This is a genomic window from Actinoallomurus iriomotensis (genome assembly GCF_030269445.1).
Classification (GTDB): Bacteria; Actinomycetota; Actinomycetes; order Streptosporangiales; family Streptosporangiaceae; genus Actinoallomurus; species Actinoallomurus iriomotensis.
The window spans coordinates 145,961-165,415 of the sequence record NZ_BSTJ01000016.1 but is presented as its reverse complement, the minus strand read 5'-3'; the positions used below and the strand labels follow the sequence as shown (position 1 = coordinate 165,415).

The 19,455-nt window shown below is 72.8% G+C and carries 17 protein-coding genes; 10 read left to right on the top strand and 7 right to left on the bottom strand.

The features are described 5' to 3' along the window. Window positions 1-250: 250 nt before the first annotated feature. The 4 genes from pepN to QSK37_RS45530 form a co-directional block, all read right to left on the bottom strand. Entirely contained in the window at window positions 251-2,776 is a 2,526-nt protein-coding gene (gene pepN, locus QSK37_RS45545; protein ID WP_285634533.1) for an aminopeptidase N, read from the bottom strand. A gap of 80 nt (window positions 2,777-2,856) precedes the next feature. Beyond that, window positions 2,857-4,290: an aldehyde dehydrogenase family protein gene (locus QSK37_RS45540; protein ID WP_285634530.1), complete on the bottom strand. Its 1,434-nt coding sequence runs from the start codon at window positions 4,288-4,290 to the stop codon at window positions 2,857-2,859. Window positions 4,291-4,325: 35 nt separating this feature from the next. After that, window positions 4,326-5,663, bottom strand: a complete 1,338-nt coding sequence (gabT, locus tag QSK37_RS45535) for a 4-aminobutyrate--2-oxoglutarate transaminase (RefSeq protein WP_285634527.1) — start codon at window positions 5,661-5,663, stop codon at window positions 4,326-4,328. A 119-nt stretch (window positions 5,664-5,782) separates the two neighbouring features. Continuing rightward, on the bottom strand, window positions 5,783-6,457 hold the full coding sequence (locus tag QSK37_RS45530) for a cyclase family protein (RefSeq protein WP_285634524.1): 675 nt from the start codon (window positions 6,455-6,457) through the stop codon (window positions 5,783-5,785). 184 nt (window positions 6,458-6,641) lie between these two features. Between QSK37_RS45530 and QSK37_RS45525 the strand changes: the two genes are divergently transcribed. From QSK37_RS45525 to QSK37_RS45515, 3 genes are all read left to right on the top strand, one after another. After that, window positions 6,642-7,232: a helix-turn-helix domain-containing protein gene (locus QSK37_RS45525; protein ID WP_285634522.1), complete on the top strand. Its 591-nt coding sequence runs from the start codon at window positions 6,642-6,644 to the stop codon at window positions 7,230-7,232. A 186-nt stretch (window positions 7,233-7,418) separates the two neighbouring features. After that, window positions 7,419-7,940, top strand: a complete 522-nt coding sequence (locus QSK37_RS45520; protein ID WP_285634519.1) for a hypothetical protein — start codon at window positions 7,419-7,421, stop codon at window positions 7,938-7,940. Window positions 7,941-8,077: 137 nt separating this feature from the next. After that, window positions 8,078-10,042 (top strand): S9 family peptidase, encoded by a 1,965-nt coding sequence (locus tag QSK37_RS45515; protein WP_285634731.1) that lies wholly within the window; start codon window positions 8,078-8,080, stop codon window positions 10,040-10,042. Between the two features lie 19 nt (window positions 10,043-10,061). Here the strand turns inward: QSK37_RS45515 and QSK37_RS45510 are convergent, their stop codons facing one another. Further along, window positions 10,062-10,508 (bottom strand): MarR family winged helix-turn-helix transcriptional regulator, encoded by a 447-nt coding sequence (locus tag QSK37_RS45510; protein WP_285634516.1) that lies wholly within the window; start codon window positions 10,506-10,508, stop codon window positions 10,062-10,064. A gap of 74 nt (window positions 10,509-10,582) precedes the next feature. Here QSK37_RS45510 and QSK37_RS45505 point away from each other — a divergent pair, with 74 nt between their 5' ends. After that, the gene (locus QSK37_RS45505) at window positions 10,583-11,419 is read left to right on the top strand and encodes a nitroreductase/quinone reductase family protein (protein ID WP_285634513.1); all 837 of its coding nucleotides are present in this window, start codon (window positions 10,583-10,585) and stop codon (window positions 11,417-11,419) included. 232 nt (window positions 11,420-11,651) lie between these two features. Here QSK37_RS45505 and QSK37_RS45500 read toward each other — a convergent pair whose 3' ends face one another. After that, window positions 11,652-12,182, bottom strand: coding sequence for a hypothetical protein (locus tag QSK37_RS45500; RefSeq protein ID WP_285634510.1), 531 nt, complete (start codon window positions 12,180-12,182; stop codon window positions 11,652-11,654). Between the two features lie 125 nt (window positions 12,183-12,307). On the opposite strand from QSK37_RS45500, the gene QSK37_RS45495 reads away from it, so the two are divergent. Next, window positions 12,308-13,432 (top strand): helix-turn-helix domain-containing protein, encoded by a 1,125-nt coding sequence (locus QSK37_RS45495; RefSeq protein WP_285634507.1) that lies wholly within the window; start codon window positions 12,308-12,310, stop codon window positions 13,430-13,432. Window positions 13,433-13,566: 134 nt separating this feature from the next. Here QSK37_RS45495 and QSK37_RS45490 read toward each other — a convergent pair whose 3' ends face one another. Then, complete coding sequence (locus QSK37_RS45490) at window positions 13,567-14,616, bottom strand: LacI family DNA-binding transcriptional regulator (protein WP_285634504.1); 1,050 nt, start codon at window positions 14,614-14,616, stop codon at window positions 13,567-13,569. 157 nt (window positions 14,617-14,773) lie between these two features. Between QSK37_RS45490 and QSK37_RS45485 the strand changes: the two genes are divergently transcribed. The 5 genes from QSK37_RS45485 (at window position 14,774) to QSK37_RS45465 (ending at window position 19,449) form a co-directional block, all read left to right on the top strand. Further along, window positions 14,774-15,496, top strand: a complete 723-nt coding sequence (locus tag QSK37_RS45485) for an MBL fold metallo-hydrolase (protein WP_285634501.1) — start codon at window positions 14,774-14,776, stop codon at window positions 15,494-15,496. Window positions 15,497-15,617: 121 nt separating this feature from the next. Next, on the top strand, window positions 15,618-16,460 hold the full coding sequence (locus QSK37_RS45480) for a metallophosphoesterase family protein (RefSeq protein ID WP_285634497.1): 843 nt from the start codon (window positions 15,618-15,620) through the stop codon (window positions 16,458-16,460). Further along, window positions 16,460-17,149 carry a 4'-phosphopantetheinyl transferase family protein gene (locus QSK37_RS45475; protein WP_285634494.1) on the top strand — a complete coding sequence of 230 codons (690 nt, stop codon included), beginning with the start codon at window positions 16,460-16,462 and terminating at the stop codon, window positions 17,147-17,149. The genes QSK37_RS45480 and QSK37_RS45475 overlap by 1 nt, the downstream gene beginning before the upstream one ends. 45 nt (window positions 17,150-17,194) lie before the next feature. Further along, window positions 17,195-17,893 (top strand): LppX_LprAFG lipoprotein, encoded by a 699-nt coding sequence (locus tag QSK37_RS45470; RefSeq protein ID WP_285634491.1) that lies wholly within the window; start codon window positions 17,195-17,197, stop codon window positions 17,891-17,893. Further along, window positions 17,890-19,449, top strand: a complete 1,560-nt coding sequence (locus tag QSK37_RS45465; protein ID WP_285634488.1) for an MFS transporter — start codon at window positions 17,890-17,892, stop codon at window positions 19,447-19,449. The genes QSK37_RS45470 and QSK37_RS45465 overlap by 4 nt, the downstream gene beginning before the upstream one ends. Window positions 19,450-19,455: the final 6 nt, after the last annotated feature.

Sequence of the window (19,455 nt, the reverse complement as noted above, 5' to 3'; positions counted from 1 at the left end):
CACGTGCTGGGGAGCGGGCCGCACCATGCGCGGCACCGCCGCCCCACACCGTGAGGACCACCAGGAGCGGCCCCGCGCGCCGGATGGAAACAGGGGATTCATCGCAGGCAGCCGATGCGAGGGCCGTGTCCCGCGGACCGGGTTCGTAGCCGACCCGGACCGCCGGGAAGGCGGGTGCCCGCGGGTCGCGGCCTTCAGGGGGAGGAGGCCGCCGCCCGCGGGCTCCGCGGCCACCCGGCCGGCGTCGCCGTCACGACTCCCGAATGCGCACCGCTCGCCGTAGATCGTCGAGCTGGTCGGCTAGAGCCCGGTGCAGCGCGGGGATGAGGTCCTCCTCCAGGCACCGCTCCGCCGCCTGTACGGTCTCCTCCGTGGCCGCGTGGGCGGGGAAGAGCACCCGCCCCAGGACGGTCGCGACCGTCGGGCCGCGCTTCCCCGCCGCCGGGACCTCCTCGAAGTAGCGCCGCACGTAGCCGTCGGTCGTCTCGGGCATCGCCGGCTGCCAGAAGCCCTCGGCGGTCGCGATCAGCAGATGGTTCGACAGCGCGCCGTCGGTGAACAGCTGCTGCCAGGCGCGTTCCTTGGTGTCCTGCCCCGGCAGCGCCGCGCCGCAGCGCGCCGCGCCCAGGCAGCCGGTCGCGCTCGGGTCGCGCGCCAGCTCTTCGGCGATCTCCTGCTCGCTCACCTCGCCGAGCGCGGAGAGCTGAAGCAGCGCCTTCCACCGAAGCTCCGGATCGAGGTCCGGCCCGCCGGGCACCCGTTCGGCGCGCAGCCATTCCCGCAACGCCGCCACGTCGTCCGGCGTCGACGAGCACCGGATCAGGCCCCGTACGGCGGCCAGCCGGATGCCGGGATCGTCGTCCGTGGTCCGGATGATCCGGCGGCAGACCTCGGCGAGGGTGGCGATCGCCGCCGAGCGCCGCTCGGGGACCAGGTAGCGGTCGGCGATCTGCTCGCGGGCGAACGCGAGCATCGCCTCGACCACGGACACGACGGGTTCGGCCGGCAGGTGGGTCTCGACGAGCGCGAGGAAGTCGGCGGTCGGCAGTTCGCCGTCGCGGACCATGTCACGGGCGGTGTTCCACAGCACCGCGCGGGTCAGCTGATCCTCGATCGCGGACAGCCCCGCGGCCACGGTCTCCCAGGACCGCAGGTCCGGCCGTACCTTCGCGTAGCTGAGGTCGTCGTCATTGATCACCAGCAGGTCGGGCCGCGCGGCGCCCGCGAGCCCGGGCAGCGCCGTACGGTCCGCGCCGCCGGCGGGCAGGTCGACGCCGATCCGGTCGCGCCGCGTCAGGCGGTACCCGCCGTCGCCGGCCGCCCGGTCGTAGAGGCCGACGAAGATCCGGTGGGGGCGCGCGGAGGAAGGCGCGCCGGGCGTACCGGTGTGCGCGATCCCGGCGGAGACGACGGCGCCGTCCTGCTCCTCGATCTCGGCGCGGAGGGTGTCCACGCCGCTGCTCCGCAGCCATCGCTCGGCCCAGGAACGGACGTCGCGGTCGGGTGCGGCACCCGCGAGGGCGTCGAGCAGGTCGTTCAGGTCGGCGTTGCCGAACCGGTGCCGGGCGAAGTGGGCGTTGACGCCCGCGAGGAAGGCCTCCTCGCCGAGCCAGGCGACGAGCTGCCGCAGGACGGAGGCGCCCTTGGCGTAGGAGATCCCGTCGAAGGCCACCCGCGCCGTCGCCGTGTCCTCCAGGCCCTGGGCGGCGACCGGGTGGGTGGAGGGGCGCTGGTCGGCGTCGTAGCCCCAGGCCTTGCGTCTGATAGCGAACCCGGTCCAGGTCGTGGCGAAGCGGCTGACCTCGGAGATCACCTGGTGACCCATGTACTCGGCGAAGGACTCGTTGAGCCACAGGTCGTCCCACCACCGCATGGTGACCAGGTCGCCGAACCACATGTGCGCCATCTCGTGCGCGATCACGATGGCCCGCGTCTCGCGTTCGGTGTCGGTGACGGCCGAACGGAACAGGAGATCGTCGCGGAAGGTCACACAGCCCGGGTTCTCCATCGCGCCGAAGTTGAACTCGGGCACGAAGGCCTGGTCGTACTTGCCGAACGGGTACCGCTCGTCGAACAGGTCGTGGTACCGGTCGAGGCTGCGCCGGGTGATGTCGAAGATCTCCTCGGCGTCGAGGTAGGGGGCGAGCGAGCGCCGGCAGTGGAGGCCGAGCGGCACGCCGTCGTGCTCGGCGCGCACCGAGTGCATCGGCCCGCCGACGACGGCGGCGAGGTACGTGCTGATCGGCGGCGTCGGGGCGAACTCCCAGCGCCCGTCCTCGGTGCGCTCGCCGGCGCCGTTGCTCACCACCGTCCAGTGCGGGGGCGCGGTCACCGAGATCTCCAGGACCGCCTTGAGGTCGGGCTGGTCGAAGCACGCGAAGACCCGGTCCGCCTCGTCCGGTGCGCACTGCGTGTAGACGTAGACCTCCCCGTCGGCCGGGTCGGTGAACCGGTGCATGCCCTCGCCCGTACGGGTGTAGTACATGTCCGCCTCGACGCGCAGTTCGTTGTCGGCGGCCAGGTCCGCCAGCGGAAGGCGGCCGTCGTCGAACGACGCGGGGTCCAGGTCGGCGCGGTTGAGGGTGAGCCGGCGCAGACGCGCGGGCCGGAGCTCGGCGAACGTCGTGGCGCCGGGCTCGGCGCAGCCGAAGCGGATCACCGTGGTCGAGCCGAACACCTCTTCGCCTCGCGTGAGGTCGAGGTGCACGGTGTAGGAGTGGACGTTCAGCAGCCGAGCGCGGTCCTGCGCCTCCGTGCGAGTCAGTGGTGCGGGCATGTCGGCTATGTTGCCCTATCTCAACGAGCTGAGACGCGGGGGGCGTATCCGATCGGCCGCCCCCCGCCCCGGCGATGCCGTCAGAGATCGAGTCCGGTCAGGACCATCACCCGCTCCTCGGTGAGGTCGTTCATCGCCGACCGCAGGCCCTCGCGGCCGACGCCGGACTGCTTCCAGCCGCCATAGGGCATCTGGTCGGCGCGGTAGCTCGGCACGTCCCCGACGATCACTCCGCCGACCTCGAGGTCGCGGTGAGCGCGGAACGCGACCCGCACGTCGGTGGTGAAGATGCCGGCCTGCAGCCCGTACTGGGAGGAGTTGACCGTCGCGAACGCCTCGTCGAGGTCGCCGAAGCGCGCCACGGACAGCACCGGGCCGAACACCTCCTCCTCGGCGATCTTCGTGCCGCCGGGCACGTCCGCCAGGACCGTCGGCGCGACGGTACGGCCCTCGCGGGTGCCGCCGGTGAGCACGGAGGCGCCCGCCTCGGCGGCCTCCGCGACCCAGCTCGTGATCCGCTCGGCCGCCGCGTCGTTGATCACCGGGCCGACCTGGACGCCGTCGGCCGACGGGTCGCCGGTGGGCAGCGCCTCGACCGCCGCGACGAGCTCGGGGACGAACGTGTCGTAGATGTCGGCTTGGACCAGGACCCGCTGGACGGCGATGCACGACTGACCGGCCTGGTAGTTGGCGAACAGCGCGATCCGCGAGGCCGCCGCGGGCAGGTCCGGCCAGTCGGCGGTGACGATCACCGCGGCGTCGCCGCCGAGCTCCAGCGTGATGTGCTTGCCCGGCGCCTGTTCCCGCAGCGACCAGCCGACCGGGCCGGAACCGGTGAAGGAGACGACCGGCAGCCGGGGGTCGGTGACGAGCGAGGACATCTTGTCGTTCGGGACCGGTAGCACCGAGACCATCCGCGGCGGCAGGTCCGTCTCGGCGATGATCTCACCGAGCAGCAGCGCGCTCAGGGGCGTGGCCGGCGCCGGCTTGACGAGGATGGGCGCGCCGACGGCGATGGCCGGCGCCACCTTGTGCGCGACCAGGTTCAGCGGGAAGTTGAACGGCGCGATGCCCAGGACGGGACCGCGCGGGAAGCGGCGGACGACCGCCATCCGCCCGGTCGCGGCGGCGTCGGTGTCGAGCCGCTGCAGGTCGCCGGCGAAACGGCGGGTCTCCTCGGCGGCCCACCGGAACGTCGACACGGCACGGGTGACCTCGCCGCGCGACCAGACCAGCGGCTTGCCGTTCTCCGCCGTGATCAGCGCCGCGATCTCCTCGGCGCGTTCGGACAGGCGGGAGGAGATGTGGTCGAGGGCCCCGGCCCGTACGTGCGCGGGCGTGGCCTGGGCCTCGTGCCGTACGGCGTGCAGGTCGGCGACGGCCTGTTCCACCTGGGCGTCGGTGGGGACGGAGACCTCGCCCACGACCGAGCCGTCCCATGGCGAGGTCACCTCGAGGGTGTCGTCTCCGGTGGTGGGCGTGCCGGACAGGAGGAAGGGCGTGACGTCGGACATGACGGAGAACCTCGCTTGAGTCGGGGACGGGTGGCTCAGACGGTCGCCGCGAAGGCGCCCTCGAGGATGTCCAGGCCCTCGGTGAGCAGGTGGTCGGGGGAGGACAGCGGGGGGAGGAAGCGCAGGACGTTGCCGTACGTGCCGGCGGTCAGGGTGACGAGGCCCTCCGCGTGGCAGGCCTTGTTCACCGCTGCCGTGAGCGCCGGGTCCGGAGTCTTGGCGGCCGGGTCCGACACGAGTTCGACCGCGAGCATCGCGCCGCGGCCGCGTACGTCGCCGATCTGGGAGTACTTGGCGGCCAGGTCGCGCAGCCGCGGCAGGAAGAGCGCCTCGACGGCGCGGGCGCGCCGCGGAAGGTCCTCGGTCTTCATCGTCTCGATCGCGCCGAGCGCCGCCGCGCAGGCCACCGGGTTGCCGCCGTAGGTGCCGCCCAGGCCGCCGGGGTGCACGGCGTCCATCACCTCGGCCCGCCCGGTCACGGCCGCGAGCGGCAGGCCGCCGGCGATGCCCTTCGCGGTGGTGATCAGGTCGGGTACCACGCCCTCGTGGTCGCACGCGAACCAGTCGCCGGTACGGCAGAAGCCGGTCTGGATCTCGTCGGCGATCAGCAGGACGCCGTTGTCGCGGCACCAGTCCGCGACGCGCGTGAGGAACCCGTCCGGCGGCACGACGAACCCGCCCTCGCCCTGGATCGGCTCGATGATGACCGCGGCGGTGTTCTCCTCGCCGATCTGCGTGTGCACCTGGCTGGTGAACTGCGCGAACGCCTCCTCGGCGCAGTTGCCCGGACCGGTCGGCCAGCGGTACGGATAGGCCATCGGCACGCGGTAGATCTCACCCGCGAACGGCCCGAAGCGGTGCTTGTAGGGCATGTTCTTCGCGGTGAGGCTCATCGTCAGGTTGGTGCGGCCGTGGTAGGCGTGCTCGAAGGCGACGACGGCCTGCCGCCCGGTGGCCGACCGCGCGATCTTCACGGCGTTCTCCACCGCCTCGGCACCGGAGTTGAACAGCGCCGAGCGCTTCTCGTGGTCGCCGGGCGTCAGCTCGGCCAGGGCCTCCGCCACCTCGACGTACTCCGCGTACGGCGTGATCATGAAGCAGGTGTGGGTGAAGTCGGCGACCTGCGCCTGAACCCGCTCGACCACGCGGGGCGCGGCGTTGCCCACCGTGGTCACGGCGATGCCGGAGCCGAAGTCGATCAGCTGGTTGCCGTCGGCGTCGACCAGGATGCCGCCCCCGGCCCGCTCGACGTAGACCGGCAGCCCGGTCGAGACGCCGGCCGAGACCGCGGCGTTCTTCCGCGCCTGCAGCGCGGCCGAACGCGGGCCGGGAATCGCCGTGTTGAGAATTCGACGCTGCTCAATACCGGTCATAAGTCCTCCTTCGTCGGGGGGAGTGACCACTGGGCCGCGCCTTTTGATTCCCTCGCTTCGCTCGGTCATGACTCTCCGATCGGTCGATAGTGCCGAGGCTACGCCGGGCAGGGGCGCAGTCATCGGATGGGAGGGGCCAGGTCCATGGCGACGGCGCGTACCGGCGCGCCGTCGGCGCCCGCGAGGCGCAGCGGGAGACACGAGACGAACGGCGTGAAGTCGATCCGCTCGAAGCCGCGCAGGTTCTCCCCGATCACGCCGCCCGCCGCCGCGATCAGCCGGTGGGCCGGGAAGCCCTCGCCGGGATGCGCGGCGTCCGGGGTCTCGTCGATGTTGGGGAAGTCGAGGAGGAAGGTCCGTACGCCCAGGTCGAGCATCCGGCGGCAGGCGTCCGCGTCGAGGAACGGATGGTCGAAGTAGGCCGGCGTTCCGTACCGGGTCGCCCAGCCGGTGTGCAGCAGCGCGATCACCCCGGGCCGCAGCCGGCCGGCCGCCGGGGCGATCGCCGCCCAGGTGATGCGGGCGCGCGGCGCCAGGCCGGTGACGTCGATGACGGCGCCCTCCCCGGCGAAGAGCGACAGGTCCATCTCGTCGATGCGGGCGCCGTCCGCGCGGAAGTGGTACGGCGCGTCGACGTGCGTGCCGGTCTGGGATCCGAGTCGCAGGCTCAGCAGGTTGAAGCCGTCCGCCTCGATGGTGGCCGCGGGCTCGATCCGCGGCACCGGATCCCCGGGGTAGACCTGCGTGGACTCCGACAGTGGCACCGACAAGTCGACGATGCGGCGAACGTGCACGGCGGCTCCCTCCGTGGACGGCTCGGGCGGGCAAGATAACTGTAGGGCAACTTTGGTTTCCTACCAAGAAACACTTGCGGCGGCCGGTGAGCGTGAGACGATCGTCCTCCGGCGGGCCCTGGGCGGTGGCTCGCCGTCCGCGACCACCCGCCGCCCGCACCGGGCGCCTGACGAAGAGGGCTCCATGAGATCAGTGCCGATCGCCGCCGGCCAGCAGGACCTGCGCATCGGGGCCCGCCTGCGCGACGCCCGGCGGCGGCAGGGCCTGACGATCGACCAGGTGGCGCGGAGCACGGGCCTGACCAAGGGGTTCATCAGCCGCATCGAGCGCGACATGACCTCGCCGAGCGTGTCGACCCTGGTGACCGTGTGCGCGGCGCTGTCGCTGCCGGTCGGGGAGCTGTTCGTCACCCCCAAGACCGACGTCGTGCGCGGCGCGGAGGCGCCGTACATCCAGCTCGCCGGCCCGGGCGCGGACGAACGCCTGCTGACCCCGCGCGGCCAGGGACGGCTCCAGCTCGTGCGCTCGGTGATCGACCCCGGCGGCACGGGCGGCGAGGAGCTCTACACCCTCGACTGCGAGGTGGAGGTCGTGCACGTGGTGCGCGGCCGGCTGGAGCTGGTGTTCTCCCGGTCGGCGGAACTCCTGGAGACGGGCGACACGATGACCTTCTCCGGCCGCGAGCCCCACACGTGGCGCAACCCGGACCCGGACGAGGCCGCCGAGGCCCTCTGGGTGATCGTCCCCGCCTCCTGGGAGACCACGGCCCGGTGAGCGGCCAGAGATCTTCGCTACGCTCCGGCCACTCGATCGACAGTAAGGGAGCCGATGCAGCCGCCTCCGCCTCCTCCGGGCCCGTACGACCACCCGCCGTTCCCCCCGCCCGGTCAGCATCTCCGGCCGGCTCCGAGACCGCGGGCGCGCGGACGCCGCGTTCCGCTCATCATCGTCGCTGCGGTCGTGCTGGCAGCGGTGGGAGTCGCCGTCGGCATCACCCTGTCGGGCGGCTCGAAGCCGCGTGGCCGGTTCACCCATGAGCTGACGGCCTGCTCGCTGCTCACCGTGCAGCAGATCCACGCGTACGTGCCGGGTGCCGCCGCGGGTAAGAGCGAGACCGACGACTTCTGCGAATGGGACGCGGAGCTCGACCCGAAGCAGGTGGCGAACCACGTCATCGTCTTCGTGGAAGGGGTCGCCCATGACACCGGCGGCGTGCCGACGGCCGCGGACGGTCATGAGAAGTTCGACATCCGCCGCCAGCAGGCCGACGAACCCGGGACGAGGATCACGCCGGCCTCCATCGGGGACGAGGCGTTCGTCGCCTGTGTGATGCGGCAGCCCGGCAACCACGCGGACTGCCGGACGTACGTGCGGGTCAGCAACGCGGTCTTCTGCGTGCAGGTCCAGAGCACCACCGGCGACCCCGCCCCCGCCTCCCGCGCCCTCGCCGCCGAGGCGGTCCGGCACCTGCCGCCGCACTGACCGGCTCATTCCGGGGACGGCTTCACGCGTAGCGGCGTGGCAGCCGGCCGATAGGCGCGCTGGATACGCTCGGCTCACGGGCCGGACCGGGCGACGAGGGAGACGATGTGACGCCGTTCCACGATCTCGCGGACTACATGGCGCTACCCAGGGTTCTCACCCTGCGGCTGTCGGGGGACGGGCGGCGTCTCGTCGCGGTCGTGCGGATCCTGACCGCCGACGGCAAGAAGTACCGGACGGCGTTGTGGGAGGTCGACCCGGCGGGCGTGGCCGAGCCGCGCCGGCTGACGCGTTCGGAGGCGGGGGAAGGGCGGCCCGCGTTCCTGCCCGACGGGTCCCTGCTGTTCACCTCCGCCCGTACGGACGCCGGCGGCGCCGGAGAGGAAGAGGTCCAGCGGCTGTGGCTGCTGCCCGCCGAGGGCGGCGAGCCGTGGCGGGTCGCGGACCATCCCGGCGGCATCGAGGACTTCGCCGTCGCGCGCGACAGCGGCACCGTGGTGTTCGCGGCGCCGGTGCTGCCCGGCGGCGACGACGCGCGTGCCGAGCGGCGTAAGGCGGCCGGCGTCACCGCCATCCTGCACGAGACTCTCCCGATCCGTGACTGGGACCGTCACCTCGGGCCCGCCGAGCGACGGCTGTTCGCGGCGGCGCCGCCCGCGCCGGACGGGTCCGGGCTCGGGACGCCGCGCGACCTCACGCCGGAGCCGGGCCAGGCGCTGGCCGGGCAGTCTTTCGCCGTCACCCCGGACGGCGCGACGGTCGTCACCGGATGGTGGCTGGCGGGCCCGCGCGGTGACCGCCGCTCCGAACTCGTCGCGCTCGACACGGCGACGGGGAAGCGGCGCCGGCTCGCGGGCGCCGAGGGGTTCGACTTCCTCCGCCCGGTCGTCTCACCGGACGGCCGCCACGTGGTCTGCGTGCGCGAGCGTCACGGCGACCTGGAGGAGCCGCCCGACGAGACGTTGTGGATCGTACCGATCGAGGGCGGTGAGGGCCGCGACCTGACGCCGGACTTCGACCGCTGGCCGTACGACCCGATCTGGTCGCCGGATGGGCGCTCCGTCTACTTCGCCGCGTACGACCAGGGCCGCGCGCCGGTCTTCCGCGTCGAGGTCGCGACGGGCGAGGTCACCCGGCTGAGCGGCGACGACGGCGCGTACGACCTCGTGGACGTCTCCCCGGACGGGCGGCATGTGTACGCCGTGCGGTCGGCCATCGACGCGCCTCAGGCGCCGGTCCGGCTGGACGCGGACGGACCGGCGCGGGAGCCGGAGCGGCTGCGGCTCTGGGACGTGCCGGAGCTGCCCGGGACCGTCACCGAGGTCACGGCGACGGCCGCCGACGGCGCGCCGCTCCGCGGCTGGCTGGTGCTGCCGGACGACGCGTCCGCGACGTCGCCGGCGCCGCTGCTGCTGTGGCCGCACGGCGGACCCTACGCCAGCTGGAGCCCCTGGGCGTGGCGGTGGAACTGGTGGCTGATGGCCGCGCGCGGGTACGCCGTCCTGCTGCCCGATCCGGCGCTGTCGCTCGGCTACGGGCAGGACTTCGTCTGCCGCGGGCACGGCTGCTGGGCGGAGCCCGCGTACGACGACCTGATGAGGATCACCGACGCCGCGGTCGCCCGCGACGACGTCGACGCCGACCGCACCGCCGTCATGGGCGGCTCGTACGGCGGGTACATGGCCAACTGGATCGCCGGGCACACCGATCGCTTCAAGGCGCTCGTCACGCACGCCAGCGCCTGGCCGGTCGAGAACTTTCTCACCTCCGACGAGGCGTACTACTTCATCCGCGAGTTCGGTGACCCGGCCGAGCGGCCCGACCGCTGGGCCGCCAACGATCCGGCGCGGCACGTCGCGAACATCCGCACGCCGATGCTGGTCATCCACGGCGACCGCGACTACCGGGTGCCGATCGCCAACGCCCTGCGGCTGTGGTGGGATCTGATCCGGCACGACGTGGAGGCGAAGTTCCTCTACTACCCGGACGAGAACCACTGGATCCTCGCGCCCGGCAACGCCACGATCTGGTACGAGACCGTGTTCGCCTTCCTCGCCCAGCACGTCCTGGGGGAGGAGTGGAAGCGGCCCGACCTGGTCTGAAGCGGCTCGGTGGGCGCGGTCAATGGCCGACCGCGTCCTCGTACGCGCGCAGGGTCGCGACGAACATCGCCCGCTGCTCGTCGGTGAGCGGTTCGAGCGCCGTGCGCCAGGCGCGCGCGCCGTTGGCGAGCCACGCGTCGACGGCGGTGCGGCTGTCATCGGCGATGCTCACGATCGTACGGCGGCGGTCGGCCTCGTCCTCGCGCCGCTCGACCACGCCCTTGCGGCTCAGTTCACCGACCATCAGGCTCACCGTGGTCGGTGCCACCTCCAGGCGGGAGGCGAGCTCGTTGACGCTCTGTGGCCCGTCGAAGAGCAGGTAGGACAGCAGCGACAGGTGCCGTGGCGCCAGGTCCAGCGACCTCAGCCGTTCGGGCACCGGTGTGCGCTTGGCGCGGCCGACCAGGCGCGGCATCAGCAGCAGCAGCGTACGGATGCCCTCGTCGACGCTCAGTCCCGTTGACATACCTTGATCTCCAAAATAGCTTTGCTTGCAAAGCAAATCTGTGTCGCCGTCATCGTCTCGGAGGCTATCGGCCCATGTCGGACTGGAATCAGAAGATCATCGAAGAGTTCCGGGCGAACGGCGGTGCGGTCGGCGGCCCGTTCGAGGGCACGCCACTCGTCCTGCTGACCACGGTCGGCGCGCGTACCGGCCGACGCCGGACCACCCCGGTCACCTGCCTGCGCGACGGCGGGCGCATCCTGGTGTTCGCCTCCAACGCGGGCGCCCCGGCCCATCCGGCCTGGTACCACAACCTGATCGCGAACCCCGGCGTCACCGTCGAGACCGGCGAGGAGACGTACGCCGCGACCGCCCAGCCGCTCGAGGGGGCCGAGCGCGACGCGCTCTACGCGCGGCAGGCCGAGATCGCCCCGGCCTTCGCCGACTACCAGGCCGGTACGAGCCGGGTGATCCCGGTCGTCGCGCTCTACCGCGACCAGCGCGCCCGCGCGCTGGGGGACGAGCTCGTCGCCATCCACCGCGGCATGCGCGAGGAACTGGCCGGGATCCTCGCCGCCGTGTCCGACCTCGCCGCCGGCCGGCCCGCGGAGGCGCCGCCCGCCGACCTCGCGGCGCGGCTGCGCTCCCGCTGCCTGTCCTTCTGCGCCGACGTCCACGCCCACCACGACAACGAGGCCGGTCGCGGCTTTCCCCTTCTCGCGCGGCGGTACCCGGGCCTGGAGCCGGTGCTCGCGGCGTTCGGTGAGGAACACGCGGTGCTGGCGGGCATCCGGTCGCGGTTCGAGGAGACGCTGGCGCGCGCCGCGTCACCGGACGAGGTGCTGGACGAACTGCGCGAGCTGGCGGGCGAGATCGAGGCGCACTTCGACCGCGAGGAACGGCGCCTCGTCCCGGCGCTGAACGCCCTCTAGACGAGTGATTCCTGGTGATGCGTCACCGCCGGTGCATCACGCGCCGGAGGCGGGTAGTCGATGGCGGGCTTCTTCTGAGAGGAGAAGATTCTCCTGTCAGGAGAACCCCTGGAGAGGAACACCCGCCTCCCGCCCGGTCCGACACGTCCGGTTCTCCCAGTGTCAGAATCTGCCCAATCCCCCGGAATCACTCATTTAGCGGCGAGATCCCCGACGCCGAAGGGCATGGGGATCAGCAGGTGTCGGCGCGGCTCCGGCGCGGAACGGCTGGGCGTGACGTGCCGGAGCCGTACGGGGACGGCACGTCGCCAGGCGTCGACATGCCGGTGTTGTGCGGGTGCGGATCGTCGGTGGGCGCCGCGGTGTTGGTGGTGTGCGGGTGCGGGTCGTCGGTGGGCGCCGCGGTGCCGGTGTCGTGTGGGTGCGGGTCGTCGGCGGGTGCCGACGTGCCGATGGCGTGGGGGCGCGGACCGTCGCCGGGCATGGCCGTGCCGGCCGGTAGGGACAGGACCCGGGAGATGACGCGGACCGCGTCCGGAATGTGGGCGGCGGGGCTGATCGGCTCGCCCCAGGACCACCACCACATCAGGCTCTCGTCGCCGTGCGGGACGGGCATGCAGCGGACGGTGTCGGTCAGCCGGGAATGGCCGCCGGGGGCGCCGACGCGGACGCGGGTCGGCGCGAGCACCTCGGCCTCCAGCCCCGCTTTCGTGCAGTCGTCGGCGAGTTTCTCGGCAAGTAGATGAACGTCGTAATTGGTCATATGGGCATAACTCCATCTCCCGGCGACCTTTGTTGCCGGGATGCCGATGTCCTGTAATGGAGAGCATGCACGAGGTAATGCGATTTCGGTAGCGCCGCAAGTTCCGGCGGTCATACGGTGACCGCATGGACGCCGACGTTCTTCCCGAAGCCCTAAAAGCGATCATGACTCGGCACGGATGGTCGCAAGTGGAGCTAGCCGCCGAACTGGGCGTGTCGCAGTCATGGGTCTCGCAGACATCGCGCGGTGTGAAAGACAGCGGTATCGCCAAGGTGCAGCGCCTTCTCGAACGCGTCGGCTGGGAAGTTCACATAACCCCCAAAACGGAGAACGATGCCGTGAAACGTAGACAATTCGTCTCGGCGGTCGGTTCGATCGCCTTCGTGCCATCCCCCAAAATCGCGCCATATCAGGACCCTGAATATGTGCGGACGCTCGCGGGCCGGCTCGCTCAAGATCGATATGAACAGGGTGGAATCCCGGTCGCCTCCACCGCGCTGCGACACCTGAAAAAAGTCGGATTTGTCATCTCCGGCAAAGATCGCAAACTCCAGTCCGCCGCGTCGGATCTGGCGTGCGAGGCCGCGCGGATCTTCTATGACGCCCGCCGATACGAGGTGGCGGAGCGCGCCGGGTCGTTCGCCTTCGAGCTCGCGCGGCGCTCTGGCGACTTCAACGGCCAGGCCGCCGCCTGCAGCGCGCTGAGCCGCATCAGCATCGACCGCGGTCAGGGCGACCGGGGGATCATGTACGCACGACAGGGTCTGGCCCTGCCCGACCTGTCCCCGTCGCAACGCGCGTGGCTGAAGCTCCGGATGGCGCGGTCACTGGCGCTGGTCGGCGGCCAGGAGCGCGCGGCCCGCCACCGCCTGGCCGAACTCGGCGACACCGAGGGGCTGTCCCCGTACGAGAAGGCCGACATGAAGGGAAACGTCGGCGTCGCGCTGGCCGGCATGCGGGCGTACCCGGACGCGCACACGGCCATCGCCGAGGCCGTCGCGCTCAGCGGACAGTGCTCCGCCCTCCTGCTGGTGGCCTACAAGGCGTGGCAGGTCGAGTCGGCACTGGCGGCGTCCGAACCGCAGATGGCCGCCGAGCACATGGCCGCCCTGGCGCGCATCGCCCCGCTGGTCTCCTCGGCCCGGGTGAACGCCCACATCACCGGCATCCTCGGCATGTCAGCGCGCTGGTCCGACGTCCCGGAGCTCCGCCAGGCGTGCGAACACCTGCGCTCAGTCCAACCGGACTGAGAGAGCGGCGGACTCCTCGCACGCGCGGCGAGGGTGGGGGCGGCCGCTGCGGCGTCCAGCGTGGACCGGCTGTCGCGGGCGGGGCTTCGCCGCTGTGCTGTGGCCGCGGCGCCGGGGCCGGATCGGACCGGGCCTCAGACCAGGCGGCGTGTGCTCTCTCGCAGGATGACCTCGCCCGAGACCGGTAGCAGCGCCGGCTCATCGTCATCCGCCGGGTTCGGCGTGAGGGCCAGACGCGCCGCCTGTTCGCCCATCTCCTCCAGCGGCAGCCGTACGGTGGTCAGTGCCGGGATCGTGTCGCGCAGCGTCGCGATGTCGTCGAATCCCGCCACCGACAGCTCCTCCGGTACGCCGACGGACCGCTCCCGCAGGGCCGCCATCGCGCCGACCGCCATCACGTCGTTCACCGCGAACACGCACGTCGCGTCGGTGCCGTGGCGGAGGAGTTCCAGCGCGGACGCGTACCCGCCGTCCCGGGTGAACGCGCCCTCCACCACGTCGCGGACCGTGCCGCCCGACGCGGCGAGACCGGTGCGGAAGCCGTCGAGCCGCTCCCGCGCGGTCACCAGGTCGTGTGGTCCGCACAGCACCGCGAAGCGGCGGTGCCCGAGCCCGGTCAGCGCACGGGCGAGGCGGTCGGCGCCCGCCTGGTTGTCCGGGCGTACGGTCGGCACGTTCAGCCCGTCCTGGCCGACGCACGCCACCCGGCCGCCCGCGGACCGGAACGCGGTCAGCTCCGCCGCGAGCCGCGACGTGGTTCCCGGGTCGGTGGTGCGGCTGCCGACGAGGACGATGGCGCGGGCCCGCTGCGCGCGCAGCGTCGCGGCGTACTCGATCTCGCGTTCGGGGTCGCGGAGCGTCGTGCCGAGGACGACGATCGCGCCCTGCTCCTCGGCGACACGCGTCACGCCGGCGGCGATCGAGGAGAAGTACGGGTCGGCGATGTCGTGCACCAGGAGTCCGACGATGTCGGAGGCGCTGCGCGCCAGCGCGCGGGCGTGCGGGTTCGCCGTGTACGACAGGCGGGCCGCCGCGTCGAGGACCTTCTCCCGCAGCTCCGGGCGTACCGCGCGGGTGCTCTTGCCGAGCACGCGGGAGGCGGTCGCCGGTGACACGCCGGCGAGCCGCGCGACGTCGTCGAGCGTCGCGGGCTCCCCGCGGGTCAGCGCCGGTTCCTCGGTCATCTCAAAGATTCAACCAGGTGCGGGCCGTGAGATGGAGCCGCGTCCGACGACCGGCCCGATGAGGCCAACGCGACCCCGCGGACGCCTCAGCTCACAGCGGATCCGCCGTGGGCGTAGAGCGCTCCCCATCCGGGTCGGGGCCGCCTAACGTCGTCGCATGGACGTCGTCGCGCTCACCCCCAGGCTGACCTTCCTCCGCTTCCCCGTCGGGCACGTCTACCTCTGGGCGGAGCCCGACGGGCTCACGCTCGTCGACTCCGGCACTCCCGGCTCGGCGCCCGCCATCGCCGACGCGATCCGCGGGCTCGGGCACCGGACCGAGGACGTGCGCCGGCTGGTCCTGACCCACTTCCACGAGGACCACGTCGGTTCCGCCGCCGCGATCACCGCCTGGGGCGAGGTGGAGGTCATCGCCCACCGCGACGACGTCCCGTTCATCCAGGGCGAGCAGGCCGGGCCCCCGCCGGACCTGCTCGACTGGGAACGGCCGATATACGAGCGGGTCACGGCCGGCCTGCCCGCGGAACCGCCGGTGCCCGTACGGGTCGGCCGCCCGGTCGGCGACGGCGACGTCCTCGACTTCGGGGGAGGGGCGCGCGTGGTCGGCGCGGCGGGGCACACGCCCGGCAGCTTGGGGCTCTTCCTACCCGGCCCCGGCGTGCTGTTCACCGGCGACGCCGTGGCGCGCACGCCGGACGGCGAGGTGATCCTCGGCGTGTTCAACGCCGACCGGGCCGGGGCGGCGGAGTCCTTCGCCCGGCTGGCCGCGGTCGACGCGGAGATCGCCTGTTTCGGTCACGGCGAGCCCCTCACGGAGGGCGCGGCCGGCCGCCTGCGCGCGGCCGCGAGCCGCCGGCCGGCGGACACCGGTCGACCGTGAACAGGGGTTCCGCGCCGCCGACCTTCTTTCTATATTCGGCCTGAGCGCCCCCGAGCGGGCGTAGGGCGACGGGAGGAGCACGGTTGTCAGCGGCCGGATCGGGGCCCGGCAGGTACGCCCGGTGAGCCCGGGTGGGAGCCTGCTGGCCATCAGCGACCTGCACACCGCCTACGAGGCGAACCGGAAGATCATCTCTGACCTGCGGCCCGAGACCGACGAGGACTGGCTCATCGTCGCCGGCGACGTCGGGGAGATCTTCGCCGACATCGAGTGGACCCTGCGCCTGCTCAGCGAGCGCTTCGCCAAGGTGATCTGGACGCCGGGCAACCACGAGCTGTGGACGCCGAAGGCGGATCCGGTACGCCTGCGCGGCGAGCACCGCTACCGGCGGCTCGTGGAGTTCTGCCAGAGCCTGGGCGTCGTCACGCCGGAGGACCCCTACCCCGTCTGGCGGGGCCCGGGCGGGCCGGTCACGGTCGCCCCGCTTTTCGTGCTGTACGACTACAGCTTCCGCCCTCCCGGGCTGAACACCAAGAAGGCGGCGCTGGAGCGGGCGTACGAGGCCGGCGTCGTGTGCACCGACGAGTTCCAGCTGCACCCGGACCCGCACCCGAGCCGTGACGCCTGGTGCCACGTGCGGATCGAGGAGACCGAGCGCCTGCTCGCCGCGCGCGACACGTCGCTCCCGACCGTTCTCGTGAACCACTTCCCGCTGGTCCGCGACCCCACGCTGGTGCTGCGCCACCCGGAGTTCGCTCTCTGGTGCGGCACGGAGCGCACCGCAGACTGGCACCGGCGCTACAACGCCGTCGCGGCCGTCTACGGTCACCTGCACATTCCCCGGACCACCTGGTACGACGGGGTCCGCTTCGAGGAGGTCTCCCTGGGCTATCCGCGCGAGTGGGAGCCGCGCGGCGGCACCCCCGGCCGGTTCCGCCGGATCCTGCCGGCCGGGTCGGCCTGATGATCGAACGGATCCTGCCGCCGCAGGTCGCCTCGGCGGACGCGTTCGACGACCGGGAGGCCGTCGTCCTCTTCCCCGACGAGGAGGCGGCGGTGGCGCGCGCGGTGGACAAGCGCCGCCGGGAGTTCACCACGGCCCGCGGGTGCGCGCGCCGCGCGCTGGCCGCTCTCGGCCTGCCGCCCGCGCCGATCGTGCCGGGCGAGCGCGGCGCCCCCGGCTGGCCCGCCGGCGTCGTCGGCAGCATGACCCACTGCGACGGCTACCGGGCGTCCGCCGTCGCGTGGGAGAAGGAGGTCCGTACGGTCGGGCTGGACGCCGAGCCCAACGGCCCGCTGCCGGACGGCGTGCTGGAGGCCGTCACCGGTCCCGCCGAGCGCGCCTGGATCGAGCGGCGAGACGGAGACGGCTCGGGAGTCTGCTGGGACCGGCTGCTGTTCAGCGCCAAGGAGTCGGTCTACAAGGCGTGGTTCCCGCTGACCCGTCGCTGGCTGGGCTTCGAGGAGGCGGTCGTCACGCCCGACCCGGACGCCGGCACGTTCACCGCGCGCCTGTGCGTCCCCGGACCGGTCGTCGACGGCCGTGCGCTCACCGGCTTCACGGGCCGCTGGATCGTGGACCGCGGGCTGGTCGTGACCGCCATCGCCGTCCCGGCGGTCGTCCCGGAACGACCGGCCGCGGGCGCACGCTGAGGCGATCTTCGCGATCCACGCCGGACGCCACGCTATGTTCTGCGTATGCCGTCTTCCCGGGCGAGACTCACCGGCCTGCTCACCGTCGTGCTCGCGATCGTCCTCACCGCCGGCTGCTCGGGCGGGGGTGGCAAGGGCGACGGACCACCGGGCGGGCAGCTGCTGCAGCAGGCGGCGAACGTCCTGCGCGGAGTCACCAGTCTCAGCTTCACCCTGCGGACGAGCGGCGATCCGGACATCACCGTCAAGAGCGTCGACGCGAAGCTGCTGAAGAACGGCAACTCCCAGGGGTCGGTGCAGGTGACCGAGCTGGGCATGCCGATCCAGCTCGACTTCGTCGTGATCGGCAAGACCGCGCACTTCAAGGGGCTGACCGGCGGATGGCAGCAGGAGCCGCTGTCCAAGGTGGCCGGGATCTATGATCCGTCCGCCATCCTCGACCCCGACCGCGGGCTGGTCCAGCTGCTGCTCACCGCCAAGAACGCCGAGACGAAGGGCAAGGAGAAGGAGGCGGGCCAGGAGTGTTACCGCGTCCACGCGACGCTGGCCCGCGCCGCGCTGAGCCGGCTCGTGCCCGGCATGAGCGCCGACGCGCCCGCCGACATCTGGGTCTCCGCCGCCGACAAGCACGTGCTCAAGTCCGAGGTGGAGGTCCCGTCGAAGAACGGCGGCAAGCCGGGCAAGGTGACGATCACGTTCGCCGACTTCGGCAAGCCGTTCCCGATCGCGGCTCCGGCCAAGTGAACGCCGAGGGGCCCGGCGCGCGCCGCGTCGCGATCGGCGTGGGCGGCGTCGTCGTGCTCCTCGCCGCCATCGACGCGTACGTGGTGGTCACCGTTCTGGTCACCATGGTCGGCGACCTCGGTGTGCCGGTGAACCACATCGAGCGCGCGAGCCTGGTCGTCACGGCGTTCCTGCTCGGCTACGTCGCCGGGATGCCGCTGCTCGGCCTGCTCTCGGACCGGTTCGGCCGCCGGGTGATGCTCCAGGCATGCCTGGCCGGGTTCGCGGCCGGGTCGGCGGTCACCGCGCTGGCCGGTTCGATGCCGACGCTGATCGCGGGGCGGGCGCTGCAGGGGCTCGCCGGGGGCGCGCTGCTGCCGATCACGATGGCCCTCGCGGGCGACCTGTGGGACGAGGAACGCCGTCCGGCCGTGCTCGGCGGGGTCGGCGCGGCGCAGGAGATGGGCAGCGTGCTCGGCCCGCTGTACGGCGCGGCGGTGGCCGCGGTGGCCGGCTGGCGCGGCATCTTCTGGATCAACATCCCGGTGGCGCTGCTCGCCATGGCGGCCGTGCAGTGGACGGTGCCCGGCGGCCGTCCCGCCGCCCGCACCCGCATCGACGTCGTCGGCGGCGGGCTGCTCGCGGCCGGGCTCGGCCTCCTCGTCGCCGGCCTGTACAACCCCGACCCGAACCACACCGCGCTGCCGTCCTGGGGCGTCCCGTGCCTCGTGGCCGGCCTGGTGGTGCTGGCGGCGTTCGTCGCCTGGGAGGCACGGGCCCGTACGCGCCTGCTCGACCTGCGCGGCGCCCGGCGCGGCGGGTTGTTCGCCGCGTTCGGCGTCAGCCTGCTGTCCGGCGCCGCGCTGATGACCACGCTGGTCGACGTGCAGCTCGTCGCCCAGACGCTCTTCGGGCGGAACGCCACCGGCGGCGCGTACCTGCTGGCTCGCTTCCTCGTGCCGCTGGCCGTCGCCGCGGTCGCTGGCGGCCTGCTGGCACGCCGCCTCGGCGAGCGCTGGCTGATCTTCGCGGGCATGTTGGTCGCCGCGGTCGGGTACGCGCGGATCGCCGCCTGGCCGCTGCGCGCCCAGGGACTGCGGTACGACCTCGCCCTGTTCACCGTCCCGCGCGTGGACGCCGACCTGGTGATCGCCGGATTGGGGCTCGGGCTGGTGATCGCGCCGCTGTCGTCGGTGGCACTGCGGTCGGTCCCCGCCGCGCAGCACGGCATCGCGTCGGCCGCCGTCGTGGTGGCCCGCATGATGGGCATGCTGATCGGCGTGGCGGCGCTGGGCGTGTGGGGGTTCCACCGGTTCCAGACGCTGACCGCGCACCTGACGACGCCGCTGCCGATCGGGATGAGCCGTACGGAGTTCGCGCACCGCCTCGCGGCCTACCTGGCCGCGGTCAAGGCGGCCCTGCACACGGAGTACGCCGACATCTTCTGGGCCACCGCCGCCCTGTGCCTGGCCGCCGCCCTGCTCGCGCTCGCCATCGGCCGCCGCCCGGCCCTCGGCGGGAGACCGGTGGCGCCGGTCGAGGAGGACGCCCTCACCGGCCCGGCGGGGACGGCGTGACGCGGG